This is a genomic window from Paenarthrobacter sp. NPDC090522 (genome assembly GCF_044769225.1).
In the GTDB taxonomy this organism is placed as follows: Bacteria; Actinomycetota; Actinomycetes; order Actinomycetales; family Micrococcaceae; genus Arthrobacter.
The window spans coordinates 39,401-65,267 of record NZ_JBIVXL010000006.1 but is presented as its reverse complement, the minus strand read 5'-3'; the positions used below and the strand labels follow the sequence as shown (position 1 = coordinate 65,267).

Genomic DNA, 25,867 nt, shown 5'->3' with positions numbered 1-25,867 from the left:
GCTACTCCTCGGTGGTCTGTGCCTGCCCTTCCACGAGCTCGCGGACTGCCTGGATGAAAGCATCGCCACGGTGAGCGTAGGAAGAGAACTGATCCATGGAGGCTGCAGCAGGTGCCATGAGGACGGTGTCCCCCGGCTGTGCCACACCCGCTGCCGATGCCACGGCCTGGGCCATGATGGTCTCACCAAAAATCGGTGAGGCAGCTGCGGTCTCCACCTTTTCAGTTTCGCTCTTCGGTTGCGCTATTACGGGGACATTGGGTGCGTGTCGCCTGAGGGACCCCTCCAAGGCCTCGGTATCGATCCCGATGAGCACCACGGCCTTGAGCCGCGCAGCCTGTTCCTTCACGAGGTCGTCATAGTTGACTCCCTTGGACAGGCCACCGGCAATCCAGACCACGTTGTGGAAAGCGGAGAGGGCCGCAGCCGCGGCATGGGGGTTGGTGGCCTTGGAGTCGTTGATCCACAGGACGTCGTTGTGTTTGGCAACGGCCTGGATCCGGTGGGCACCTGGAAGGAAGTTGACCAGGCCTTGCTTGACCGCGGACGGCTCAACGCCGTAAGCACGGACCAGCGCGGCGGCCGCCAACGCATTGGCCACCATGTGGCGGGGAGCCACCGGGCCGAGGTCCGACATGGCAGCGAGTTCCGCGGCCGAGTCCTTCCGTTCCGGGATGAAGGCCCGGTCCACCAGAAGGCCCTCCACCACGCCCACCATGCTGATGGACGGCGTGTTGGTGGTGAAGGCGACCGCCCGGCACCCCTCCACGACGTCGGCATTCTCCACCATGCGCTCGGTTTCGATTTGCTCGGCGTTGTAGATGGCTGCAATCCGGGTGTTCTCATACACCTTGGCTTTGTCCGCAAGGTAGGACTCGTAGGAACCATGCCAATCCACATGGTCCTCGGCGACGTTGAGGCAAACACTGGCCACAGGTGAGAGGGAGTGGCTCCAGTGCAGCTGGAAACTGGACAGTTCCACGGCAAAGGCGTCGTACTCCACGGGATCGCGCAGGGCGTCCAGAATTGGCGTGCCTACGTTCCCCACGGCAATGGCCTTGAGCCCCGCGGCCTGCAGCATGGACTCGGTCATTCCCACCGTGGTGGTTTTGCCGTTGGTTCCCGTGATCGCCAGCCAGTCCGCCGTTTTCCGGCCCTCGCGCACACGGAGGCGCCACGCCAGTTCCACATCGCCCCAGACCGGAATGTGTTTGCGTTTGGCTGCAGCCAACAAGGCTTGGTCGGGCCGCCATCCCGGAGAGGTGACGACGAGTTCGGGTTTTTCACCGTCGATCAACGGCAGGACGCTGACGGCGTCTTCGCCGAGGAGCACGTCCACGGCCCCCACGATCTTCAGGGTGTCGGCCTGTGCCTTGGCCTTCGCCGAAGTGGCGGCATCCACCACCACTACCCGGGCACCGAGTTCAATCAGCGTATCCGCCGCGGCGAATCCCGACACGCCGATGCCGGTAACTACGACGCGAAGTCCGCTCCAGGCCGAATCCCAGGTGGTGAGGTCCTTGAGCCTCTCGTTGTCCGCTTGCGTTGTTTCGGGGCCGTGGTTCACAGCAGCACCACCCATTCAGCGTAGAAAATACCCAGGCCTGCGGCCACGAACAGGCCGGCCAGGATCCAGAACCTGACCACCACCGTGACTTCCGCCCAGCCCTTGAGTTCAAAGTGGTGTTGCAGCGGTGCCATCTTGAAGACGCGTTTGCCACCGGACAACCTGAAGAAACCCACCTGGATGATCACGGACAGCGTGATCAGCACGAAGAGGCCGCCGATGAAAGCCAGGAGCAGTTCCGTCCGGGAAAGGATGGCGAAGCCGGCTACGGCACCACCGATCGCCAGTGAGCCGGTGTCCCCCATGAAGATCTTGGCGGGCGAGGTGTTCCACCACAGGAAACCCACCAGGGCCGCACTGAGGATCGCGGCAAGGAGGGCGAGGTCCATGGGGTCGCGCACCTGGTAGCACCCGCTCCCGGCTTCCCGGGGGGACCCGCAGGCCTGGTTGTTCTGCCAGATACCCATGATGGTATAGGCGCCAAAGACCATGATGGAGGCGCCCGCCGCGAGGCCATCGAGCCCATCGGTGAGGTTCACGCCGTTGGTAGCGGCGGTGATGATCAGGTTGGACCAGATGATGAAGAGGATTGCACCTACCACTGTCCCCGCAAAGGCAAGGTCCAGCCAGGGTATGTCGCGCACCAGTGAAATCTGGGTGGAGGCCGGCCGCAGCCCGTCTTCGTTCGGGAACTGAAGCACCAGGATCGCGAAGATGATGCCGACGGCGGCCTGAAGGATCAGCTTGGCACGGGCGTTCAGTCCGAGGCTGCGTTTGTTGGAGATCTTGATGAAGTCGTCCAGGAATCCTACGAAACCCATGCCCACCATGAGGAACAACAGAAGCAATCCCGAAGCGGACGGTCCAGGTGACCGCGGGTTCATCAACCACATGATCAGGTGTGTGACGAAGTAGCTCACCAGGACTGCCGCCACCACCACGGTGCCACCCATGGTGGGCGTACCGCGCTTTGTATGGTGCGAGGTGGGTCCGTCGTCGCGGATGAACTGGCCATAGCTCTTGGCCACGAGGAACCGGATGAACAGGGGTGTGCCTATGAGGGCCACCAAAAGGGCGACGCCGGCGCCGATCAAAAGTGCAATCACAGCAGCTCGTTCCCTTCGCTTGCGGCTTTGTTCGCCGCGTCTTCCCCGGTGGGCTCGGCCCGTGGGGGTAATGCTATCCGATCGCCCAAGTGCCGCAGCCCAACGCCGTTGGAGGACTTGAACAGGACGAGGTCGCCGGGTTGGAGTTCCCGTTGCAGCAGTTCGTAGGCTTCATCCGCGGTTTCCGTGAACGAGCATTCGTCTCCCCAGGATCCTTCCTGGATGGCGGAGACGTACAGGGCGCGGGCTTCGCGGCCTACCACCACCAGACGGGAGATGTTCAGCCGGACTACCTGCGTGCCCACCGCTGTGTGCTCGCGGATGGAGTCCTCCCCCAACTCGAGCATGGCACCCAGGACCGCCCACGTACGGCGTCCCTGGCCCAAGTCAGCGAGCGTCCGCACGGCGGCACGCATGGATTCCGGGTTGGCGTTGTAGGCGTCGTTGATGATGGTGACGCCATCGGGCCGTTCCGTCCGCTCCATCCGCCACCGGCTGGCAGCCGACTGTGAGCTGAGTGACGCCGCAATGTCAGCGGCAGGAATGCCCGCCGCAAATGCCGCGGACGCAGCGGCGAGGAGGTTGGTGATGTGGTGTCCACCGATGAGCTTGCTCCGCACCTCGACGGCCGGACCGCCGTCGGGCAGTACCAGCTGGAAGTCCGGGTGCCCCTCGGAATTCACCACCACGTTACGGGCTTCCACTTCTTCCGTTGTGGCCGGCGAGGAGGTAAATCCGAGGACGTGGGCTGTGGTCCGTGAACGCATGGCGGCCACGCGGCCGTCGTCGAGGTTGATGACGGCAGTGCCGTTCCCGCCGAGCGCCTCGACCAGTTCCCCCTTGGTCTTGGCGATGTTTTCGACGCCGCCGAACTCGCCGGCGTGGGCGGTACCCACTACCAGCACCACCCCGATGTCCGGCTTCACCATGTCAGCGAGGTACTTGATGTGGCCCAGGCCCGTGGCCCCCATCTCGATGACCAGGAACCGCGTGTCTGCCGTTGCGGTGAAGACAGTGAGCGGAACGCCTACCTCTCCGTTATAGGAGCCTTGCGGAGCCACCGTGGGCCCGGCCTGGGACAGGATGCCGGCCAGGAGGTCCTTGGTGGTGGTTTTTCCAGCTGACCCGGTGATTCCGATGACCGTAAAGTCCTCACCGCGCCCGGCGCGTTCGGCCCGGATGCGGCGGACGGCTTCGGCAGCCAAGGCGCCCATGGCGAGCACGGCATCGTCAACCACGACGGCGGGATACGGCTTGCCGTCGGGTCCGGTGACTTCGCGTTCGCCCAGGACCAGGACGGCGCCGCGCTCAAACGCCGCGTTGACGAAGTCGTGGCCGTCTGCGTGCTCTCCGGGCTTGGCAACATAGAGCGAACCCTGGGTTGCTTCCCTTGAATCGGTGACCACGGAAACGGGCACGATGTCCCCGCTTCCGGTCAAGCGGCCATGGGTGATGTCGGCGATCTCCGCCGCAGTAAATGCAATCATCTCGGTTTAGGACTCTATCCGCTGGTCCGTTGGAACGCTGAATCCCTTGGATGTCAAGGCGTTCCGCAGTTCCACCCTGTCGTCGAGCGCCAGGTTGACACCCTTCACCTCTTGCCAGACCTCGTGTCCCCGGCCCGCGACGAGAATGGTGTCCCGGGCCGTGGCAAGGTCCACTGCCAGCCGGATGGCGGCGTCGCGGGGGTAGGATTCGATGATCTCGCAGCTCAGGCCGTCTTTGTCCCGTGCTGCCTTGGCGCCGGCAAGGACCTCGGCGCGGATGGCCGCCGGGTCTTCGTCGTGGGGATCATCGTCGCTGATGACCACGATGTCAGCGAGTTGTGCCGCGATGGCGCCCATAGTGGGGCGCTTTCCCTGGTCGCGTTGTCCTGTGGCTCCAAACACCACGATCACCCGCGATCCTTCTTCCGCCGACCGTACTGCCTTCAGGGCGCGGGCCAAAGCATCGGGGTTGTGGGCAAAATCGACGACGGAAGCGGGCTCCGTTGCCACCAACTGCATGCGGCCCGGTACCGCGACGGTCAACGGATCCTGCTGGTCCAAGGCCTTTTGCAGGGTTTCCGTGTCCACTCCGGAAGCGGCGACCATGGCCGTGGCAAGGGCCGCGTTGGCCACGTTGAAATCGCCAGGGAGCCCCGTGTGGACCTGCAGGACACGGCCGTCGCGATGGCGGAGCTCGAATTCGCTCCCCAAGCCGCGGGCCTTCACGGACGAAACGCGCCAATCGGCGTCGAAGTCGTCCGAAGCCGCCGCAAGGGTGGTGACCGGGATGTCCGCCAACTCCTCGAGCCGACGGCCCCACGCATCGTCCACCGTCACGACGGCCTGGCGTGCGCGAGTTGCGGTAAACAACTCGGCTTTGGTCCGGAAATACTCCTCCATGCTGCCGTGGAGGTCCAGGTGGTCCTGGGTGAGGTTGGTGAAGCCGGCCACGTCAAACATCACGCCATCCACCCGCTGATAGGAGATCGCATGCGACGAGACCTCCATGGAAGCGGCGTCGAGGCCCCTTTCACGCATGAGCGAAAGCAGGCCGTGGACGTCCGTGGACTCCGGCGTGGTCAGGAGGCTGGGAATGGGTTCCCCGCCCGCCAGGATCTCGATGGTACCAATGAGGCCCGGGACCATGCCCAAAGCCCGCAGCAACGAATTGATGAAATACGTGGTGGTGGTCTTGCCATTGGTGCCCGTGACGCCGAACAAGGTGGGGTGCCCGCCCTCGTCCGGCTGGCTGCGGTAAATCAGGGCGGCCAAACGTCCGACGGCGGCCCTCGGCTGGTCGACCACCAGGACGGGAACGGGCTGCTCGCCCGCCAGCGCGAGTTGGCGCGCACCGGCGTCGTCAGTCACCACCGCAACAGCACCTGCTTGAACCGCCTGGTCCACGAAGTCGGCACCATGGCGGCTGGCCCCCGGGAGCGCCATGTACACGTCTCCCGCTTCGATCGCACGTGAGTTCAGGGATATGCCTGTCACTCCCCCACCTTCGGTGGCCTCCGGCGCCGTGATACCAAGAGCTTCGGCAATGACCTCAAGGGGCACGGAAGCAACGGATGCGGGGCGGAACGCGGACCCGGCCTCCGGCGTGGCGGTGGAAGCTGCCTCATTTTGCTCTGACACGTGGTTCTCCATTGGTGCTCAGTGGAACGACCGGCCGGCTGCCAAGGGCACCGGACCGGTCGTGCTGGATCGAAACTTGGGGCCGAAACAGGCGCCCAAGAAGCTTACTTGACGAACTGCGGCAAGTGCGCGGGCGTTCCTGTGGACGGAGCCACGTTGTAGGTCCTCAGCACCTGCGACATGACGGATCGGAAGACCGGTCCGTTGGTGATGCCGTAGATGCTGCCCTTGGGGCGTTGGAGGACAACCTCCACGATGAACCGTGGATCATCCATGGGAGCCATGCCTACCATCGAGGCCGTATAGCCATCAAAGCCCGGCAGTCCGTCCTCGCGCGGCGCCTGCGATGTTCCCGTCTTGGCTCCCACGCGGTAGCCATCGATCGCTGCGTCCTTGATCTGGCCCTCGGTGACTGCGCTCTCGAGGATGTCCCGGACCTGCTGCGCCGTTTCCTTGGTCACAACTTGCCGTGTGTCCTTGGCGGGAACCTTCTGTTCCACTCCGTCCGGGCTGACGTAGCTGTCAATGAGCCGTGGCTGCAGCATCTCGCCGTTGTTGGCGATGCTTTGGTACGCGCGGACCGTTTGGAGCGTCGATTGCGAGACGCCCTGGCCGAAGAGCACCGTGTATTGCTGGCGATCGTCCCACTGCTCCGGTTTGGCAAGGATACCCGTGGCCTCGGCGGGCAAGCCGATGTCCGTTTGTTCACCGATGCCGAACTTCTTCAGCCAGTCGTATCTCTGTTCCTTGCTCAGCCTGCTGCCGGCCATGACGGTGCCCGTATTCATGGACCAGCCAAGGATGCCGGCCAGCGTCCGTTCCTCGGTGCCGTGTTCGAAAGCATCCGTGAAAGTTTGCCCATCTATCGTGTAGGACGGCGGGATGGTGAAGTGGTCCAGCGGATTGGATTTGCCTTCCTCGATCACGGCCGCCGCAGTAATCATCTTCTCCACCGAGCCCGGCTCGTAGGCCGCCGTCACGGCGCGCACGCCGCGGTCCTTGGCATCCACCTTGCCGGGGTCGTTGGGATCCGGTGCGTTCGTGTCCGCCAGGGCGATCAGGTTGCCGGTCTTGGTGTCCATCACCACAATCACGCCCCACTCGGCATTGAGCTTGTTGACCTGGCTTTGGATGGCCTGCTGGGCGAAGTACTGGATATCCGTGTTGATGGTCAGCTTGACGTCACTGCCATCCACCGCGGGTGTCAATTCGTCCGTGGCAACGGGGATGCGCAGGCCGTCAGCGCCGATCTCAAAGACGCGTTTGCCTTCCGTGCCCCGCAGCACCTCGTCCTGGGTCTGCTCAATGCCGGCCTGGCCCGTGGTTCCGTCCTGGAGGAAACCGACCACCCCACCCGCCACGCTTCCGTTGGGGTACACGCGTTTGCTGACGCCTTCCGCGGCAACACCCGGAACGTGGAGCTTGGAAATCCTGTCCTCGAGTTCTGGTTTGACGTCCTTGGCAACAACGAAGTATTTCTTGTCGCCCGTCACTGACTCGCGGACCTTTGCCGCATCGGTGCCAAGCAAGGTGGCCAATTCCGTGATCCCCTGGTCCCGGGAGATGGTCTCTACGGCCTCAGTCTGCTGGTTGTACCTCTTGAACTCGGTGGTTGCCGTGTTCAGGACCTGGTCCACCACGATGTTGTAGCGGATGACGCTGCTGGCCAGAACGGTCCCGTTGGCATCGACGATCTTCCCACGCTCTGCAGGCAGCACCTGGGGCGTCAGCCGGTTGGCGAGGGCAGCCTCGGCCATACCGCCCACGTCCAGGCCCTGGACCATAAACAGCTTGCCACCCACCACCAGCAGCAAGGTGAGCATGATGCCCAAACCAACCCGCAGGCGTTTCCTCGCCGCCGGCACTTTCGTCTTCTTCGATTTGCCGGGGTTTTGCGCCACGTTGATTCCTTGCTGCTGGCCTTGGCTCAGTGGTCGGTTTGTTTACTGCCCTGGAGTCTTCTGCTGGGGAGCCGGGACGGACCCGCCGTGCAGTTCAGCCGGCGCAGCCGTTCCGGTTGCCGGTGCTGCCGGAGTTGTTGCCTGCGCCGGGTTTTCCGGGGCTGCGGGGGTTGCCGGCTTGAGGTTCTCCAACGGATCCTTGGTTGTCACCGGCGGAACCACGTCGAGCTGTCCGGCAATCGCCGGAGGGGCAATGAGGGCCGAGGGATTGTCTCCCTTCACGGCCGGCGTTGCCTTTCCGGTGACCGTCATGGTGTTGACATCAATCTGGCCCTTGACGGTGGACTGTACCATTCCCAATTCTGCCGCTTTCGCTGCCAGATTCTGCGGAGCCTCGTAGTTCTGCTTCTTCTGTGTCAGATCCTGGTTTTCCTTGGTGAGCGTTGCGGCTTCAGCCTTCAACTGCACCAAGCGGTACTGGGCAGTGGACACGGAAATGTTCAGTACCAGCACGGTCAAAAGGGCAGCCGCCAAGGCAACCAGGCAAAGCACAACAACGGGCGTTCGACGTTTCCGGGGCGCGTTGCGGACCACCGAGAGTGGCGTCCGTTGCTTGCGTCCCTCCCCAGGCTTTCCCGCCGGGAACGGAAGTGCCCGGGCCGTGTTGCCCACCGTGGAGGGCAATGACTTCGCTGCGGCGTTGCTCATACGGCTCTCCTTGGCTTGATGCGCTCCACGGCCCGCAACCGGGCTGACGCCGCGCGTGGGTTCTCGGCAATTTCTTCTGCGGTTGGCACCTCGGTGCCCTTGGTCAGTGTCTTCAACTCGGGCTTGTGTTCTTCAAGTTCAACGGGGAATCCCAAGGGTGCCGAAGACTTGGATCCTGCCTGGAAGACGGACTTGACGATCTTGTCTTCCAGGGAGTGGTAGGACATGACCACCACCCGACCGCCCAAGGCCGTGGAAGCCACGGCGGCAGGGACCGCGCGTTCCAGGACGTCCAACTCTTCATTGACTTCGATCCGCAGGGCCTGGAACGTACGTTTGGCAGGGTGCCCACCGCTCTTTGCAGCCGCTGCGGGAACCACGGCCCGGATCTGTTCCACGAGTTCCCCCGTGGTAGCGAACGGCTTCTGCGCACGGGCGCTGACAATCCTGTTGGCGATACGGCCGGCGAACTTCTCCTCGCCCCACTTGCGGATGATCCGCACCAGGTCTTCTTCGCTGTATTCATTGACCACATCGGCGGCCGTCTGTCCGCGGCTCGTGTCCATCCGCATGTCCAGCGGGGCATCGTAGGAGTACGCGAAGCCACGTTCGCGCTCATCAAGCTGCAGGGAGGACACACCCAGGTCCATCAGGATGCCATGCACCTCGTCGATCCCGAAATCCGCCAGGACCTCCTCGATCTCGTCATACACGGCGTGGACCAGGTCGGTCCGACCTGCGAAAGGCTCCAAGCGCGCACCTGCCAACGCCAGCGCTTCCTCGTCGCGGTCAATGCCCACGAGGTGCAGGTCCGGGAATCTTTGCAGCATGGCCTCGGAGTGTCCGCCCATGCCCAGCGTTGCATCGATGGCCACGGGCGTTTGGCCGCGCTTCCGGGCAGCCTCGAAGCCTGGAGCGAGGAGATTGATGCAGCGGTCTTTAAGGACGGGTACGTGGCGTTCCGATGTGGGCTTTGCCGCGTCTTGCTCCTCCACGCTGCCTCCTCTTTCCTCATTGGCCCTGCTGGTGGTTCTTGAACCGGATCCCCATCCGCGCCTATCGCCCCGCCGGCCTGGCTCCGGGGAAGGTGAGCCAGGAAAGCGGATCGATGGGCGGCTGGAGATCCCATCCAAGAACCGGTACTGCCTGTTCTGTCGGGCTAGAAGAACCCGGGCAGATTGTCATCGTCGGTCTCCGAGAAGGCGGCTTCCTTCTCGGCGAGGTACTCCTCCCAAGCTTCGGCATCCCAGATCTCAGCGCGGGTACCGGCGCCGATGACTGCCAGTTCCCTGCCGAGCCCTGCGTAAGACCGGAGCGCCGGCGGAATCGTCACGCGCCCCTGCTTGTCAGGTACCTCGTCAGAGGCTCCAGACAGAAAAACCCGAATGTAATCGCGTGCCTGCTTGGAGGACAGTGGAGCCTCCCGCATCGACTCGTGAATGCGTTCGAATTCTTTCTGGCTGAAGACGTAAATGCAGCGCTCCTGGCCCCTTGTAAGAACCAAGCCCTCAGCCAATTCCTCGCGGAACTTGGCGGGAAGTATGATCCGGCCCTTCTCATCGAGACGCGGCGAATGGGTGCCCAGAAACACCGGCCCACCGCCCCTCAATCAAGGTGCCCGCACATACCCAGCCCTGCCATTACCCTCTTATGCGCTCCACTTTACTCCACAACGCACCACAGTCAACGCACCCCGCGGCGTTTCTCCACCACTTTGAGATTCCCGAAGGCCGGAATGACGCGGAATTCGGGGCGTGGTGGGAAGTGGAGGGTTCAGGGAAGCCGCGGCGGATTCGCCTCCCCTTGTCCTACGTCGGAAAGGTCCCGCGGGCGGAATCGCGCCAGGAAGCAGCCCGACGGGAGGGAAATGGAGGGAAATCCGGAAAGGGGTGGAAAGTGGAGGGGCGGGAGCGCCCCGAGCCCGTTAAACACGAAAAGACCCTGTTCGGGTCTTATGGCGGACGCTGTTGTGGCGCTCCTTTCGGGGGCGCCACACGTCAAACTCTTGGTTTGGTAAAAGACCGGCCACTGGTGCCGGGCGTCATTTCACGCCAGAACGCTCAGTTGTCGTCGCGGCGACGCTCGTCCCAGCGCTCTTCCAGGCTGCTCATGAAGGAACTCTTGGACTTGGCCTTGCCGGGCTTGCCCTTGCGTCCCTTACCGAAGGCGGCTCCACGCAGCGTTGCGAAGTAGACGCCCGCGCCCATCACCACGAAACCGAGGACGCCCACAAATATCTGCTGGAGTGAAACTCCCACAAGCAAGAGAAGAATGCCCGCAATGGCACCCAGGACACCGATGATGACGTGTCGGGTGGACCAACTGCGAATGGGATCCGACCCCATGGTGTTGGCAAACTTCGGATCGTCCTCGTGAAGCTGCTTCTCGAGTTGCTCCAGCAGCTTCTGTTCGTGCTCCGAGAGGGGCATCCCGACCTCCTTAAGTCAGCCAGCGTCTGGACGGACCGCGGCCTTTGCGTCTGTTTCCAGAACGAACGGATCCGAGAATTGGTTCCCCATGAATTCCTGCGAAGGTAAGCAGGCTTCCCGGGGCCGATAGCTCAGGAAACAGCAGTCCAGACGATCTAAATATCTGTACTCCTTAGGATAGTTTGTCCAGCGCCGTTCTGAAAGACGGGCAAACAGCTCGAATGGAGCCCCAAGCCGCGGCTCAGGGCACCTCGGGAGGCTTGCCGGGCTCGAGCAACCGTGCCGGAAGCAGTGTCTTGGAGCCAAACCGCTCGGCAACCCGGTCCAACGCCTGCTCGGCCGCCCGCCAATTGTCGTCCCGGCGATCAAAACTGAGCTGCATGGACGTTTGGCCGGCAGCCTCCAATTGCTCCGCGCGGACGCCCACCAGTCTGACACTCAGTGGACGTGTCCCCAGCGAGTCCAGGAGCTGGACAGCTACCTGGTAAATGAGCTGGGCGCTGTCCATGGGAGTCTGCACGGTCCTGCTGCGGGTCACAGTGGAGAAGTCCGAATAACGCAGTTTCAGGGCCACCGTACGTGTCAGCATTCCGGCGCTGCGCAGCCGTCCGGCGACACGGTGCGACAACCTGAGCAACTCCCTGTTAAGCAGTGAAGGATCCGCCGTGTCCGTGGTGAAGGTCTCCTCGGCTCCGATGCTCTTTTCAAGCCGGGTAGGAGTCACCGGGCGGGGGTCCACACCCATGGACAGCCGATGCACGTGTTCGCCGCTGGCACCCAGAACCTTCTTGAGTGATGCGCGCGGAGTAGCGGCGACGTCGGCCACCGTCCGGATCCCGAGGCGCGCCAGGACTTCCGCGGTTTTTCCGCCGACGCCCCACAGCGCATTCACCGGCAAACTGTGCAGGTAGGCCACCGTGTCCGCGGCGTCGATCTTCAGGATGCCGTCCGGCTTGCAGCGCGTTGATGCGATCTTGGCCACGAATTTGGTCCCGGCAATTCCCACCGATGCAGTGATGCCGAGTTCGGACTGTACGCGACGGCGGATCAGGTGGCCGATCTCCAGCGGCGGACCCAATCGACGGATGGCTCCTCCCACATCCAGGAAGGCCTCGTCCACGCTCAGCGGCTCGACGAGATCCGTGATGGAAGCGAAGATGTCCATGATCTGCCCGGAAACCTCGTAGTACAGCTTGTGGCGGGGTTGGATGATAACGGCAGCCGGACACATCCTCATGGCTATGGCCATGGGCATGGCTGACTTCACTCCCGTTGCGCGGGCTTCGTAGGACGCGGAGAGAACCACGGAGCGTTCGGCGGGGAATCCAACAATGACCGGCTTGCCCCGCAGGTCCGGCCGGTTCCGGAGTTCCACTGAAACAAAAAAGGCGTCCATGTCCACATGCAGGATGCTGGTGCGCCGAAGTTCGCGCAGGGCGTCCGCAGCACTGCGGGCCGACCCGTGGTCCGTTTCCGCGCCGCCGCCAACTGCATCCTGCCTCACAACGGCAATACTATGCCCGGCCACTGACTAAACTGGAGGAACGCCCCGGCGTCAGCCAACGGAAGGATACCCCTGTGAAGCTCCCTGGAACTGCCCACGTGCGAGGACTTGCCCTGATCGCAATCACCGTCGCCCTGGCGGTTTCCGCCTGCACCCCTGCCCCCCAGGGGTCCGCTGCTCCTTCGGCCTCCAGCTCTTCCGCCTCAGCGGCCCCCGCGTCCTCCACGCCTACAGCAAGCACCACGGGATCCCCTGCCAGCAGTCCGGCCACGGCTGCCCCCAGCGCCACTGCCACTGTCGGAGCGTTGGTTGAAGGCTTCCCCCAGCAACTGATTCCGGTGATGCCAAAAACTTCCGTCCGTTCCAGCAGCTTCGACAAGACGGCGTCCCCGGCCACGGTGGCCTTGGTCGGAACCGTCAAGGCTCCGCCGGAAGGCGTGGTGGACTACTACAAGGCATCCTTGGAGGCCCAGGGCTTCAAAGCAGTTCCCGGATCCGGAACGGTGGGCAACGTCACCTCGATCGACTTCATCCGGGGTGACGGCGAAACAGTTAATCTTTCTGTCCGCCAGAAGGAAGGCGTCTCCACCTTTACCATCGGCGCCAACGTGGCGGCCGGTTCCGTCAAGTGACCGGGCACGTGCAACAGCTCCAGGCGGAACAGTCCCGGTTCATCCTGGGCGTGGCGGACCATCTCGAAGCCTTCCTGTCCTCACAGCAGGACATCATGGCGACAGTGTCCCCCGACGTGGAGCCCCTGCTGGGCTCAATCTCGAGCCTGGTCACGGGCGGCAAGCGGCTGCGTGCCCTCATGTGCTATTGGGGTTGGCGGGGGGCCGGCGGCGCCGAAAACCACCAGGACATCCTGACGGCAGGCTGCGCCCTGGAACTCTTCCAGGCTGCCGCCTTGATCCACGACGACATCATCGACCGTTCAGACACCCGCCGCGGTGGCCCCAGTGTGCACAAGCGATTCAGCCAACTGCACGAGGTCAACGGCTGGGCCCTGGACAACGAACGGTTCGGCCAGGCAGCCGCCATCCTGACCGGAGACCTTTGCCTCTCCTTCAGTGAAGAATCGTTTACCCGGATCGGCCCCAGGGCGGCGGCCGGTACCCAGGCCCGGTCCATCTTCAACCTCATGCGGGCCGAAGTGATGGCCGGACAGTACCTGGACATCCTTGAGGAAGTGGCCGGTCCGGTCCGGGAGCGTGCGGGATCAGTGGATCGGGCCAAGGCGATCATCCGTTACAAGTCTGCCAAGTATTCAACAGAGCATCCCCTTGCGCTGGGCGGCGCCCTCGCCGGCGCACCCGCGGAATTGCTCAGGGGCTACTCGGCCTTCTCCTTGCCACTGGGCGAGGCCTTCCAAATGCGTGACGATGTCCTGGGCGTGTTCGGCGATCCGGAAACCACTGGCAAACCTGCCGGCGACGACCTCCGCGAAGGCAAACGTACGGTCCTGGTGGGATTTGCCATCAATATGGCGTCCGCTGCAGACGCGGCCCACGTAGACCAACTCCTGGGAAAGCAGGACCTCAGCGCGGAGGAAGTTGACCGCATCCGTCACATTATTGTCGAATGCGGCGCCTTGGACGCCACTGAGTCGCTCATTGCGGAACTCAGCGACCAGGCATTCGCGGCGCTCGAACAGCTGCCTCTGGCGGAATTGCCGCTTTCAGCGCTCCGCCATCTGGCTGAGGCGGCCGTTAGCCGCGCGGCCTGACCCATCAGGCAAGGTACTTAAAAGGAATCGACGGCGGTGTGGCACCGCCGTCGATTCCTTTTGTTTGGTCCTGCTACCAGGCCAGGGATTGGGCCCTGCGCCTGATTTCCGTCTTTCGTCCTTCACGCAGTGCATCAATGGGACGTCCGCGCAGGGACTCATCCGGCGTGAACAGCCAGACAATCAATTCCTCGTCGCTGTAGCCCGCATCGCTGAGGACGGCAACGGTCCCCTTAAGGCTGTCCACGACGTGTCCATCCTGGATAAACAGTGCCGGGATGGAACGGATATTCCGTTCACCCCGCCTGACGGCCACCATCGCGCGCTCGTCGAGCAGTCCGTGGACTTTGGTGATGGTGACATCCAACAACTCGGCGACATCGGGCAGGGGCAGCCAGTCGGTTACAAGGTTTTCAAGATTACTCACGGATCAAGGGTGCCATGACGCCCCACCTCCCGCCTAGCCGAATGCTTTCAGGGAGCGGACATTCCTGTTTCAGCCTCCACGGCTTTCCCGCCTGATTTCGTCAATCGCGAGGAATTGTTGTGCCGAAGGAATAAGTATGAGAGATTCACTTTGATCACACTTGCACCATTGATAACAACTGCATCATTGATAACATCAGTAACATTGGTAACAGCGGCAATACCCAACCATCCCCCGCTGCCGAGATGAGGACTCACTTCATGACCACGCCCCGCTCGACGAAACGAACCATGAGCATGCCCGTCATCGCGGCAACCACGGCTGCGCTTCCTGCAGTGGTGTTGTCCTCGCTTGCAGTGGCCCAGCCCGCCACGGCAGCCCCGTTGCCGCAGCCGCGCAAGATTCCGGCTACGCTGGCCGCCGCGATCCAGGCCCAGGCTGCCCAGGCCGCACATGTCATCCCCGCGCAGTCCGTCGCGTCAGCGCTTCCCGCAGCGCTGCGCCCCATGGCACCGTCCGTCCCGGACACATACAAGATCGTCAGGGGCGACACCATCAGTGCCATTGCCCACCGGTTCAGCCTGGACACCAACGAGGTGTTGAAGCTGAACAAGCTCACGGCCACCACGTTGATCTATCCGGGCCAAACCATCCAGCTCAAGGGCACGGCGCCCGCGGCCACTCCCGCTCCGGCACCTGCCGCTGCGCCTACCCCGGCTGCCTCATCGGATGCTGCTGCGACGTACACAGTGGTGTCCGGCGACACCCTGGGGGCCATTGCGGCCCGGCATGGAGTTCCCCTGTCCAGCATCTTCAGCTGGAACAACCTCAACGGAAGTTCCATCATCTACCCCGGCCAGAAGATCAAGGTCAGCGCTGGTTCCTCCGCACCCGCCCCGTCCGCTCCAGCACCTGCCCCGGCTCCATCCGCGCCGGCGTCGGGCTCCGGCACCTACACCATCAAGGCCGGTGACACCCTCAGCTCCATCGCGTCCCGGCAGGGCGTCTCCCTGTCCGCGCTCATGAGCGCCAACAACGTCACCGCCACCACGGTCATCTACCCCGGCCAGAAGCTGACCATTCCGGGAAGCAACAGCCTGGCGCCGGCGTCGAGCACCACGCCTCTGGTGCCCAGTTCCTTCCTTGGCTTCACTTACCCGCCCGCGGTGGTGAGTTCGGCAAACGAAAACAAGGCCCTGCTCAACGCTTCACCGGTGCCCAGCCGCGCCGAAATGAAGACGATCGTGGCGGACACTGCCCGTCGCATGGGGGTGAGCCCTTCGCTGGCCTTGGCTTTTGCGGAACAGGAATCCGGTTTCGACCAGCGCGCTGTCTCTCCCGCCAACGCCATCGGCACCATGCAGGTCATCCCGTCGTCGGGCGAGTGGGCCTCGGACCTGGTAGGACGAAAACTGAACCTCCTGGACCCCTATGACAACGCCACTGCCGGCGTGGCCATCATCCGCGCCCTGGTTGCCACGTCCAAGGACCTGGACACCGCCATCGCCGGTTATTACCAAGGTCAGTACTCGGTGAGCAAGTACGGCATGTATGACGACACCAAGAGATATGTGGAGTCGATCAAGGCCCGCCAGCGCACCTTCGCCTGAGAGCCCTGCCAAGCACGTGAAGAGGCCCGGATTCCGCTGGAATTCGGGCCTCTTCCACGCCTCGATTAGGATCGTATGGTGCAAGAACCTCAGCAGGACCACCTGATCGGAACAACCGTGGACGGGCGCTACCTGGTGCGCTCACGCCTCGCGAGAGGCGGAATGTCCACGGTCTACTTGGCGACGGACCAGCGCTTGGAACGCGATGTGGCCCTCAAAGTCCTGCACCCCCACCTGGCCAATGACCAGACTTTCCTGGAACGCCTGAGCCGCGAGGCCAAGGCAGCCGCAAGCTTGTCCCACCCCCACGTGGTGGGTGTCCTGGACCAAGGCGAAGACGGCCACATCGCCTATCTGGTGATGGAATACGTCAAAGGCCACACGCTCCGCGATGTGTTGGACGAGCAAGGCGCCCTCCCTCCCCGGCTGGCCCTGGCCCTGATCGATCCGGTCATTGAGGGACTCGCGGCAGCCCACGGGTCCGGCCTCATCCACCGGGACGTCAAGCCCGAGAATGTGCTCATTGCCGACGACGGCCGGATCAAGGTGGGCGACTTTGGACTGGCCCGCGCCGTCACCGCTACCACCAGCACCGGCGCCCTGATCGGCACCGTCGCGTATCTGGCACCCGAACTGGTACTGGGTAAGGCCGCAGATGCCAGGAGCGACATTTACTCGGCCGGGATCATGCTCTACGAGATGCTGACGGGCAAGCAGCCGTACGCCGGCGACTCCCCCATCCAGGTGGCCTACCAGCACGTCAACTCCGCGGTGTCACGGCCTTCCGAGGCCGCCCCCGGACTGGCCCAGGACCTGGACGAACTGGTTCAGTGGTGCACGGCGGTGGACGCCGAGAACCGGCCAGTGGACGGGACCGCGCTGTTGTCCGAGCTCCGCCATATCCGCACCTCGCTCAGTGACGAGCAACTCGACCACAAGCAAGCGTCCTCGAACGGGCCTCTTCCGGCGACGGCCCCGGTGCCCTACGGGGAGCACCCAACGGAGGCCATCCCGGCCACGTCTTCGCCTACGGAGTTCATTTCCCACCAGAGCAACCCAACAACCGTGATGGCCTCGGCCGCTTCCCAGGGACGCGCCACCATACCCGGCGTTGACGATCCCGTCCGCACGCCCGGGAAACGGGAAGCCAAACGGCTTGAAAAGCAGGAAGCCAAGGACCGGGCCAGGGCGGCGGCCACCCCGGTCCGGCCCCTCCGCGAGGGGAATCCGCGGCGCCGTGGGGTGATCTGGGCGATCGTGATCGTCATCCTGGCGCTCCTGGCAGGTTCCGCGGGATGGTTCTTCGGCATGGGTCCGGGATCTCCCGGCACCGTCCCGGATGTCAAGAACAAGACCGTTGCCGAAGCGCAGCAACTCCTGCGCACGGCCGGATTCCAATCGGAACCGCAGGACGTCTTCGACGACGACATCAAGGCCGGCCTCACTGTGGGAACCAAGCCCGAATCCGGTGCGCAGGTGAGGAAGTTCCAGCCCATCACGCTCTTCGTGTCCAAGGGCGCCCAACTGTTCGCGCTTCCCGGGCTGACAGGCGGAACGCTCGATGACGCCAAGAACGCCCTCAACACCGCGCAAATGGCCTTGGGCAACGTTACCCAGGCCTTCGACGACAAGGCACCTGCCGGCGTCGTCCTCGCACAGGACCCGGCCAAAGGCACCGAAGTCCGGCATGGCACGCCTGTAGCACTGGTTGTCTCCAAGGGTCCGCAGCCCATCCCGGTGCCGGATGTCAAAGGCCAGCCGCAGGACGCCGCCGTCAAGGCGATCCAGGACGCCGGGCTGAAGGCCGTGATCGCGCCGGAAACCGTAAACGACAAGACCGTGCCCAAGGGATCGGTCGTGACGCAGTCCCCTGCCAACGGAACCCTCATCAAGGGCGACTCTGTGACGCTGACCGTTTCCAAGGGGCCCAAGTTGGTCAAGGTGCCCAGCTTTGTAGGCAAGCAGGCCAAGGACGCCCGGAAGCAGCTCGAGGATCTGGGTTTCGAGGTCAAAGTCAATGAGATCCTGGGCGGTTTCTTCGGTACGGTCCGGGACCAGAACCCGGTCAACAGCGAGGTTCCCGAGGGTTCCCTCATCACGCTGACCGTGGTCTAGGAGACCAACCAAGCATAAAAAGACGCGGCCCGGAAAATCCGGACCGCGCCTTTTTCGTAGGGGGACGTCTACCGCTTGGCGAGGGCTCCTGCCACCAGGAAAGCCATCTCCAAGGACTGCATGTGGTTCAGCCGCGGGTCGCAGACCGACTCATAGCGGTCCAGGAAGGCATCCTGGTCGATCGGGTCGGCGCCGCCGAGGCACTCGGCGACGTCGTCGCCGGTCATCTCCACGTGCAGGCCACCCGGAACGGTTCCGAGGGCGTGGTGGACCTCGAAGAACCCGCGGACCTCGTCAATGACGTCGTCGAAGTTGCGGGTCTTGTAGCCGTTGGGCGAGGTGACGGTGTTGCCGTGCATCGGGTCGGTCACCCAGAGCACCTGGGCGCCGGAAGCCGTGACACGCTCGACGACGGCGGGCAGCTTTTCGCGGATGTTCTTGGCGCCCATGCGGGTAATGAAGGTCAGGCGGCCCGATTCGCGGTTCGGGTCCAGCTTGTCGATCAGGCGCAGGGCGTCGTCTCCGCTGGTGGTGGGGCCGAGCTTGACGCCGATCGGGTTGCGGACACGGGACAGGAAGTCCACGTGTGCGTGGTCCAGTTCACGGGTCCGCTCGCCGATCCACAGGAAGTGTGCCGACGTGTCATACGGAAGTCCCGTGCGCGAGTCGATGCGGGTCAGCGCACGCTCGTAGTCCAGGAGGAGTGCCTCGTGGCTCGCGAAGAATTCCACTCGCTTGAGTGCCTCGAAGTCGGCGCCGCAGGAGTCCATGAACTTGATGGCGCGGTCGATGTCACGGGCCAGGGATTCATAGCGGGCGTGGGCCGGGTTTTCCGTGAAGCCCTTGTTCCACTGGTGGACCAGGCGAAGATCAGCGAAACCGCCCTGCGTGAAAGCCCTGATCAGGTTCAGCGTGGAAGCCGAGGTGTGGTAGGCCTGAAGCATTCTTCCGGCGTCGTGGGCGCGGGACTCCGGAGTGAAGTCGTAACCGTTGACGATGTCTCCGCGGTACGCGGGCAGGGTGACGCCGTTGCGGGTTTCGTCGTTCGAGGACCGCGGCTTGGCGAACTGGCCGGCCATCCGGCCCATCTTGATGACGGGCATCGCGGCACCATAGGTCAGGACCACTGCCATCTGGAGGATCGTCTTGACGCGGGCGCTGATCTTGTCGGCAGTGGCAGCCTCGAAGGTTTCGGCGCAGTCGCCACCTTGCAGGAGGAAAGCCTTCCCCTGCGCGGCAGCGGCCAAGCGGTCCCGGAGGACGTCTACTTCACCGGCGAAAACCAGGGGCGGAACGATCGACAACTCCCTGACGGAGGCCTTGAAGACCTCTGCGTCGGCCCAGGAAGGCTGCTGCGAGATGGGCAGGTCACGCCAGGCATCGAGTCCGGGATAGTTCGCGGCACCGCTCTGGGCGGTGCTGGCAAGCGGATCTGCTACAGATGGTGCGGTGTTCGCGGTTAGCTCAGTCACCCTACAAGAGTAGTAGCCCGGGCGGGTCTTGGGGCACAGCATCCGTAACCCATCCTGCCGGATGCGTCACAGTGCCCTGCCGGAGGGGCCGATGCCACTGCCCGGCTCCTCCCGGTCTTCCGCTATCCCACCCGGAGCTTCCTCTGCCGCTTCGACTTTCTGAACCGGCTCCGGGCCCTTGCCGGCCAGCCTTGCCTTCACCACTGCCGCATACTCATCCACATATTCCTGACCGGACAACCTCATGAGTTCATACATGATTTCGTCAGTGACGGCCCGCTGGATGTGCCGGTCTTCCTCCATGCCGTAGTACCGGCTGAAGTCCATGGGTTGCCCAAAGATCAAGCCGATCCGACGGATGTTAGGCAGCCTCTTTCCAATGGGCTGCACCTTTTCCGTTCCGATCATGGCCACCGGCACCACGGGAACCCGTGTCTGCAGGGCCAGGCGGGCGACACCCACTTTGCCACGGTAGAGCCGGGCATCCGGACTGCGTGTCCCCTCGGGATAGATCCCCAGCAGCCCGCCGGCGGCCAGGACATCCTTGCCTGCCTGCAGCGACGTCTCCGAGGCCGCGCCGCCCGACCGGTCCATGGGCAACTGGTTGCTCAACCTGAAGAAAAGCGCCGTCAACCTGCCTTTGATGCCCTTGCCCGTGAAGTACTCCGATTTGGCCAGGAAGACCACAGGCCGGTGCACCATCAACGGAAGGAAGATCGAGTCCGAAAATGACAGGTGGTTCGATGCCAGGATGGCGGCACCGTCCGCTGGAACGTTGTCCAGGCCTTTGACCCAGGGCCTGAACAGGAGTTTGACGATGGGACCGAGGAAGATCCTCTTCATGACCCAATAGAACACGGTTGTCCTCTCACGGCCGATGGCAGATGCCCTCCCGGCTGCGGCCAGGATTCAACAGCAACCCTACTCCAGTGAGAAATGCCCGGAACAGTGACACGATGGAGCCATGACGGAACCACATCAAGCGGCGGCCCCACTGGCTTTCCACCACCCGGGCCACGGGGAAAACGCCTCCACGGGTATCGCCATCTGCCATGGATTCACCGGTAGTCCCCAGAGCGTACTCCCCTGGGCGGAGTACTTGGCGGATCGGGGCTTCGCCGTCTCGGTGCCGCTTCTCCCGGGACATGGAACCAACTGGCGGGATCTTGCCACGACCCGCTGGCAGGACTGGTACAGGGCTTTCGAAAGGAGCTACCTGGATCTCGCCGGACAAACCAATGCCTGCTTCGTTGCCGGACTCTCCATGGGCGGGGCCGTCGCCCTGCGCGTGGCTTCACTCCACCCTGTTCCAGGCCTGGTGTTGGTCAACCCCGGTTTGAGCTTCTATGACCGCCGGGTGCGCTACGTGGGTGCCCTGAAGTACGTCATGCGCACCACGTCCCCCATTGAGGAAGAGAAACCGACAGCGGCCGCCACGGAGGACGGCGACTATTCGAAGACGCCGTTGCAGTCCGTCCACGAACTCAAGAAGCTTTTCAGGCACGCGACGCGCGCCTTGCCCCAGGTCCACGCACCCGCGTTGGTGTTCAAGTCGGCTGTGGACGGCGTCATCCCGCCAAGTTCCGTGGCCACGATTGCCAAGCACCTGGATCCGTCCCGGCTCCGGGTGGTCTCCCTCCCCGGCAGTGGACATGTGGCCACCTTGGATGTGGATGCCCCCACTATTTTTGAAGAATCCGCTCAGTTTTTCCGCCGTCATGCCGGCGACAGAGTAGCCTCGGAGACATCATGAACAAGCTTCCCGATTCTGCTCCGTTCCGCAGCGCCTCCATGGGCTCCGGACCCCGCATTGGCGTGGTCATGTCCCACGGATTCACCGGAAGCCCCCGCAGCATCAGGCCGTGGGCGGAGCACTTGGCGGACGCCGGTTATGCCGTCAATCTTCCGCTGTTGCCCGGCCACGGGACCACGTGGCAGGACATGGCCACGCGCTCCTGGCACGAGTGGCACCGGGCAGTGGACCACGCCTATCTGGAACTTGCCGAAGAGTGCGACTACGTCTTCGCCGCAGGACTGTCCATGGGCGGCACCTTGGCCTTGCGGATCGCCGCCACCCGACCTGTGGCGGGCACCATCGTGGTCAACCCGGGGATGGTGCTGGATGATCCCCGCGCAGTGATCGTGGGCGCGTTGAAGTACGTCCTGAAAAGCACACCGGCGATCGCCAACGACATCCTCAAACCGGACCAGGACGAGGGCGCCTATCCGCGGACGCCGGTTGCGGCAGCCCACCAGTTGAAACTGATGTACAAGGACACGGTGCGCCTCCTCCCCCGGATCAACGCCCCTGTCCGGGTGTTCCGTTCAACGGTTGACAACATCGTGTCCGACGCCAGCCTGGCCATCCTGCAATCGCGGGTACAGGCCAACGTGGATGTCAGCTACCTCAGGAACAGCTACCATGTGGCAACCCTCGACAACGACGCTCCGGAAATTTTCTCGGGCACTGTTGGGTTCATCCAGAAAACCCTGGCGGCACTGGCCGGCAGCGGGCCATCGCTCGAAAAGGATAAAGCCAATGAACAGGCCTGATCCCAACTCAGCCGACCAAAGCGCCAATAAGGACGACGACGCCGTATGGCTGGACCTGGTAGCACGCCTGGAGGCGACCGAATCTTCGCCTTCGGACGCGGAACCCGCGGGCGCCCCGGATCCCGGAGCCGACCGTAAATCCTTCCAGGATTTCGACCCGCTGGGCCTCTCGGCTCCGGGTGCAGGGCAGGACGCACCAGGCACTGATGCACCTCGCCAGCGGCATGGTTCCGGTTTCCCCTCAGGTCCCCGGGACTACGATGTGGCCGACGACGACGGCGCCTTCGTTCCGGAGGAACCGCCGAGCCTGGCGGGAACGGAGCCGCTGACCATGCTGGCGTGGTTCGGCGCCGTCGGAGGCCCGCTCGCCCTGTTGTTCACGGCCATGTTCTGGCGCTCGGCACCCTTGGCAGCGATCCTGGGGATCGTGGCAGCCTTTGTTGCCTCGGTGGTCTACCTCATCATGCGGCTTCCGCGCGAAAAGAACGAGGACGACGACGGCGCACGCATCTAGGCGCGCAGCCTCCTGCGGTTGAATGCCTAGCTGTGAGCGCGTCCGCTGACCCGCGACAGATCGGCTGCGCCAATCATCCCGGCCCGCGGCCCCAGCGCAGCGAGTTCGATCCGGGCCATCGGCCGGAAGCCGCGTCCAGTCAGGTTCTTGGCGAACGCCGCCCTCGCCGGATCGGCCAGGAGATCGCCGGCGTCGCACAATCCGCCGCCAATGACGAACATACCCGGGTCCAAGGCCGCTGCGAGATTGGCGAGCCCAAGGCCAAGCCACTCACCCTGATCGGCAATAAGTTCCTTGGAAGTGGCGTCACCGTTCAGTGCCAACGTGGTCACTGCAGCTCCGGTGATGCTGTCCGCCACGCCGCCGGCCTTTTCAAGGAGGCCCCGGCCCTCGGGTGAGTTGGTCTTGACGAGTTGCCTGGCTTCACGGCCCAGGGCATTGCCTGAAGCGTACTGTTCCCAGCAGCCCCGGTTTCCGCATTCACAGCGGTGGCCGCCGGGGAAGATGATCTGGTGGCCGAACTCGCCGGCCACGCCAAAGCGGCCGCGCTCCACGCGGCCGTCCATCACCATGGCGCCGCCGATCCCGGTGCCCAGGGTGATGCACACCAGGCGGCTCTCTCCTTGGCCGGCGCCAAAGCGCCATTCCGCCCACGCGGCGGCATCGGCGTCGTTGGTCAACAGGACCGGGCGCCGCAAGAGGTTCTGGAGGCTTTCGCGCAGGGGCTCGTTGCGCCAGGCCAGATGCGGGCTGAACAGGACCGTTCCGCCGTCGAGGTCCATCCATCCGGCGGCCCCAATACCCACGGAAGCGATCCGGTGATCGGCACTGAGCTCGTCTACCAGTTCCACGATGGTCCGCTCGACGGCCCGGGCATCGGCCCCCGGAGTGGCACGGCGGGCTTCGGCCAGCACCCGGCCGTCGGCGTCGATCACGCCGGCGGCCACCTTGGTTCCGCCGATGTCGATGCCGATGGCCAGCCCACGCCGGCCAAGGTGGCTGCGGCGGGCGCCCCACGGAACGTCTTTCCCACCGGCAACAGGAGGCCGGAGCCGGGGACGCGAGCTTGACCGAATTTGAGGCATCCCCTCATCCTATTCCGCTGCCCCGGGCAGCCCGGCATCGGGCGTCGATCGTGGCGCCAAGTTGCCCAAAATGGCGGGCGATCCGTAAAGTTACTCGCCAGTAGGTGAAATCGGACACACCTCCATGAGTGGGCATACTAGAGTGGACAGTGCCCCTTGTGGCCCGTGGATATCAAAGGAGCTGCCGTGCGTGAAATCAGTGTTCCTCCCCTCGTCAATGTCGCCCCCGAAACCAATATCACGGACTTCGTTGTCCGGGAGGCCGCGAAGGCATCCAACCCCGCACTGTTTTCCAAGCTGGACAGCCAAGGCCAATGGCAGGACATCCGCGCCACCGATTTCCTCGCCGACGTCAAAGCCTTGGCCAAGGGCCTGATCGCCAGCGGCGTAGGCGCGGGCGACCGCGTGGGCATCATGTCCCGCACCCGCTACGAATGGTCCCTGGTGGACTTTGCCATCTGGTTCGCCGGCGCCGTCTCCGTGCCGATCTACGAGACATCCTCGCCGTCGCAGGTGGCTTGGAACCTGGGTGATTCAGGAGCCGTGGCAGCGTTCGGCGAAGCCGCCCATCACGAGGACATCATCCGGCAGGCCGTCGCTGCCGAGGACATCAGCACTGTCACCAACGTCTGGCAGCTCGAAGGATCCGGGCTGGACGCCCTTCGCGCCGCCGGGGCTGACGTCAGCGATGACGAGCTGGAAACCCGCCGCTCCGCGGCCGGCCTCTCCGACCTCGCCACCATCATCTACACCTCCGGCACCACAGGCCGCCCCAAGGGCTGCGAACTGACCCACGGCAACTTCGTGGAACTTTCCGAGAATGCCCGTGCAGCACTCGGCGAGATCATCAACGAGTCGGGGAAGACCATCATGTTCCTTCCGCTGGCACACGTCTTCGCCCGTTTCATTTCCGTCCTGGCGGTAGCCGGCGGCGTCCAAGTTGCGCACACCCCGGATATCAAGAACCTCCTCGGCGATCTCCAGAGCTTCCAGCCGACGTTCATCCTCGCCGTACCCCGCGTCTTCGAAAAGGTCTACAACTCGGCACTGACCAAGGCAGAGGACGGCGGAAAGGGTGCCATCTTCCACCGTGCGGTGGACACCGCGATCGAGTACTCCAAGGCACGCCAGTCCGGCTCCTTGGGATTCGGCCTCAAGATCAAACACGCGGTCTTCGACAAGCTCGTGTATGGCAAGCTCCGCGCGGCCATGGGCGGGCATGTTGCCCACGCAGTTTCGGGAGGAGGCCCGCTCGGCGAACGCCTTGGCCACTTCTTCCAAGGCATTGGCCTCCAGATCCTGGAAGGCTACGGCCTCACCGAAACCACGGCACCGATCTCGGTGAACACGCCGTCGATGATCAAGATCGGCACAGTGGGAGCGCCGCTTCCGGGCAACGCGGTCAAGATTGCGGACGACGGCGAGATCCTCACCAAAGGCGTCTGCGTGATGCGCGGCTACTACAAGCGCGAGGACCTCACCGACGAGACCTTCGTTGATGGCTGGTTCCGGACCGGAGACATCGGTGAACTGGACAGCAACGGCTTCCTGAAGATTACCGGCCGCAAGAAGGAAATCATTGTCACCGCCGGTGGCAAGAACGTGGTCCCGGCACTCCTTGAGGACCAGATCCGGGCAGATGCACTGGTCTCCCAAGTGCTCGTGGTGGGCGACAACCGCCCGTTCATTGGGGCTTTGGTGACCCTCGATGAGGAAGCCCTGCCGGGCTGGCTTGAACGCCACGGACTCCCGGGTTCCACCACCCTGGAAGAAGCAACTGACAACGCCGTAGTGAAGGCAGCAGTCCAGAAACTCATCAGCAAGGCCAACCAGTCCGTCTCGCAGGCCGAGGCGATCAAGTCGTTCCGGATCGTTCCCTCGGACTTTACCGAGGCGTCCGGCCATTTGACTCCTTCGCTCAAGGTCAAGCGCGCACAGGTCATGAAGGACTTCGACACGGTGATCGAGGATATGTACTCGGCACCGAGGGCCTCCTAGGACCTCCCGGTAAAAAGTCCATAGCAG

At 63.7% G+C, this 25,867-nt stretch carries 22 protein-coding genes; 8 read left to right on the top strand and 14 right to left on the bottom strand.

The genetic code is table 11. The features are described 5' to 3' along the window. Window position 1: 1 nt before the first annotated feature. The 10 genes from murD to dinB form a co-directional block, all read right to left on the bottom strand. Complete coding sequence (gene murD, locus ACIQT2_RS09215; RefSeq protein ID WP_400334652.1) at window positions 2-1,582, bottom strand: UDP-N-acetylmuramoyl-L-alanine--D-glutamate ligase; 1,581 nt, start codon at window positions 1,580-1,582, stop codon at window positions 2-4. Then, window positions 1,564-2,673, bottom strand: a complete 1,110-nt coding sequence (gene mraY, locus ACIQT2_RS09210; protein ID WP_400334654.1) for a phospho-N-acetylmuramoyl-pentapeptide-transferase — start codon at window positions 2,671-2,673, stop codon at window positions 1,564-1,566. Before mraY ends, murD begins: the two co-directional genes overlap by 19 nt. Then, window positions 2,670-4,160: a UDP-N-acetylmuramoyl-tripeptide--D-alanyl-D-alanine ligase gene (gene murF, locus ACIQT2_RS09205; protein WP_402945743.1), complete on the bottom strand. Its 1,491-nt coding sequence runs from the start codon at window positions 4,158-4,160 to the stop codon at window positions 2,670-2,672. The genes mraY and murF overlap by 4 nt, the downstream gene beginning before the upstream one ends. 6 nt (window positions 4,161-4,166) lie before the next feature. Then, window positions 4,167-5,798, bottom strand: a complete 1,632-nt coding sequence (locus ACIQT2_RS09200; RefSeq protein ID WP_402945741.1) for a UDP-N-acetylmuramoyl-L-alanyl-D-glutamate--2,6-diaminopimelate ligase — start codon at window positions 5,796-5,798, stop codon at window positions 4,167-4,169. A gap of 104 nt (window positions 5,799-5,902) precedes the next feature. Next, window positions 5,903-7,699: a peptidoglycan D,D-transpeptidase FtsI family protein gene (locus tag ACIQT2_RS09195; protein ID WP_402945738.1), complete on the bottom strand. Its 1,797-nt coding sequence runs from the start codon at window positions 7,697-7,699 to the stop codon at window positions 5,903-5,905. A gap of 42 nt (window positions 7,700-7,741) precedes the next feature. Further along, on the bottom strand, window positions 7,742-8,407 hold the full coding sequence (locus ACIQT2_RS09190; RefSeq protein ID WP_402945735.1) for a hypothetical protein: 666 nt from the start codon (window positions 8,405-8,407) through the stop codon (window positions 7,742-7,744). Continuing rightward, window positions 8,404-9,402 (bottom strand): 16S rRNA (cytosine(1402)-N(4))-methyltransferase RsmH, encoded by a 999-nt coding sequence (gene rsmH, locus ACIQT2_RS09185; RefSeq protein WP_402945733.1) that lies wholly within the window; start codon window positions 9,400-9,402, stop codon window positions 8,404-8,406. Before rsmH ends, ACIQT2_RS09190 begins: the two co-directional genes overlap by 4 nt. A 164-nt stretch (window positions 9,403-9,566) precedes the next feature. Further along, window positions 9,567-9,998, bottom strand: a complete 432-nt coding sequence (mraZ, locus tag ACIQT2_RS09180; RefSeq protein ID WP_397322897.1) for a division/cell wall cluster transcriptional repressor MraZ — start codon at window positions 9,996-9,998, stop codon at window positions 9,567-9,569. A 469-nt stretch (window positions 9,999-10,467) separates the two neighbouring features. Further along, window positions 10,468-10,836 (bottom strand): DUF3040 domain-containing protein, encoded by a 369-nt coding sequence (locus ACIQT2_RS09175; RefSeq protein WP_397322898.1) that lies wholly within the window; start codon window positions 10,834-10,836, stop codon window positions 10,468-10,470. A 241-nt stretch (window positions 10,837-11,077) separates the two neighbouring features. After that, on the bottom strand, window positions 11,078-12,340 hold the full coding sequence (dinB, locus tag ACIQT2_RS09170; protein WP_402945730.1) for a DNA polymerase IV: 1,263 nt from the start codon (window positions 12,338-12,340) through the stop codon (window positions 11,078-11,080). A 74-nt stretch (window positions 12,341-12,414) separates the two neighbouring features. Here dinB and ACIQT2_RS09165 point away from each other — a divergent pair, with 74 nt between their 5' ends. Next, window positions 12,415-12,972 (top strand): hypothetical protein, encoded by a 558-nt coding sequence (locus ACIQT2_RS09165; protein ID WP_402945728.1) that lies wholly within the window; start codon window positions 12,415-12,417, stop codon window positions 12,970-12,972. Further along, window positions 12,969-14,066, top strand: a complete 1,098-nt coding sequence (locus ACIQT2_RS09160; protein ID WP_402945726.1) for a polyprenyl synthetase family protein — start codon at window positions 12,969-12,971, stop codon at window positions 14,064-14,066. The genes ACIQT2_RS09165 and ACIQT2_RS09160 overlap by 4 nt, the downstream gene beginning before the upstream one ends. 73 nt (window positions 14,067-14,139) lie before the next feature. Here the strand turns inward: ACIQT2_RS09160 and ACIQT2_RS09155 are convergent, their stop codons facing one another. Beyond that, window positions 14,140-14,493 carry an Rv2175c family DNA-binding protein gene (locus ACIQT2_RS09155; RefSeq protein WP_400334671.1) on the bottom strand — a complete coding sequence of 118 codons (354 nt, stop codon included), beginning with the start codon at window positions 14,491-14,493 and terminating at the stop codon, window positions 14,140-14,142. Between the two features lie 260 nt (window positions 14,494-14,753). Here ACIQT2_RS09155 and ACIQT2_RS09150 point away from each other — a divergent pair, with 260 nt between their 5' ends. Beyond that, on the top strand, window positions 14,754-16,103 hold the full coding sequence (locus ACIQT2_RS09150; RefSeq protein ID WP_402945724.1) for a LysM peptidoglycan-binding domain-containing protein: 1,350 nt from the start codon (window positions 14,754-14,756) through the stop codon (window positions 16,101-16,103). A 75-nt stretch (window positions 16,104-16,178) separates the two neighbouring features. Continuing rightward, window positions 16,179-18,218 carry a Stk1 family PASTA domain-containing Ser/Thr kinase gene (gene pknB, locus ACIQT2_RS09145; RefSeq protein WP_402945722.1) on the top strand — a complete coding sequence of 680 codons (2,040 nt, stop codon included), beginning with the start codon at window positions 16,179-16,181 and terminating at the stop codon, window positions 18,216-18,218. A gap of 68 nt (window positions 18,219-18,286) precedes the next feature. On the opposite strand, the gene ACIQT2_RS09140 is transcribed toward pknB, so the two are convergent. Both ACIQT2_RS09140 and ACIQT2_RS09135 read right to left on the bottom strand, forming a co-directional pair. Then, complete coding sequence (locus ACIQT2_RS09140; protein WP_402945720.1) at window positions 18,287-19,690, bottom strand: class II 3-deoxy-7-phosphoheptulonate synthase; 1,404 nt, start codon at window positions 19,688-19,690, stop codon at window positions 18,287-18,289. A gap of 66 nt (window positions 19,691-19,756) precedes the next feature. After that, on the bottom strand, window positions 19,757-20,548 hold the full coding sequence (locus tag ACIQT2_RS09135; RefSeq protein ID WP_402945718.1) for a lysophospholipid acyltransferase family protein: 792 nt from the start codon (window positions 20,546-20,548) through the stop codon (window positions 19,757-19,759). Between the two features lie 106 nt (window positions 20,549-20,654). Here ACIQT2_RS09135 and ACIQT2_RS09130 point away from each other — a divergent pair, with 106 nt between their 5' ends. Genes ACIQT2_RS09130 through ACIQT2_RS09120 form a run of 3 tightly spaced genes read left to right on the top strand, consistent with a single transcriptional unit; the run spans window position 20,655 to window position 22,757 of the window. Beyond that, entirely contained in the window at window positions 20,655-21,443 is a 789-nt protein-coding gene (locus ACIQT2_RS09130) for an alpha/beta hydrolase (RefSeq protein WP_400334679.1), read from the top strand. Next, a complete protein-coding gene (locus ACIQT2_RS09125; protein ID WP_400334681.1) occupies window positions 21,440-22,243 on the top strand; it encodes an alpha/beta hydrolase in 804 nt (267 codons plus the stop codon). Before ACIQT2_RS09130 ends, ACIQT2_RS09125 begins: the two co-directional genes overlap by 4 nt. Next, window positions 22,230-22,757, top strand: a complete 528-nt coding sequence (locus ACIQT2_RS09120; protein ID WP_402945715.1) for a hypothetical protein — start codon at window positions 22,230-22,232, stop codon at window positions 22,755-22,757. The genes ACIQT2_RS09125 and ACIQT2_RS09120 overlap by 14 nt, the downstream gene beginning before the upstream one ends. 26 nt (window positions 22,758-22,783) lie before the next feature. Here the strand turns inward: ACIQT2_RS09120 and ACIQT2_RS09115 are convergent, their stop codons facing one another. Next, window positions 22,784-23,842: an ROK family protein gene (locus tag ACIQT2_RS09115; protein WP_402945714.1), complete on the bottom strand. Its 1,059-nt coding sequence runs from the start codon at window positions 23,840-23,842 to the stop codon at window positions 22,784-22,786. A gap of 186 nt (window positions 23,843-24,028) precedes the next feature. Here ACIQT2_RS09115 and ACIQT2_RS09110 point away from each other — a divergent pair, with 186 nt between their 5' ends. After that, window positions 24,029-25,840 (top strand): AMP-dependent synthetase/ligase, encoded by a 1,812-nt coding sequence (locus ACIQT2_RS09110; protein ID WP_402945713.1) that lies wholly within the window; start codon window positions 24,029-24,031, stop codon window positions 25,838-25,840. The last annotated feature ends 27 nt before the right edge of the window (window positions 25,841-25,867 follow it).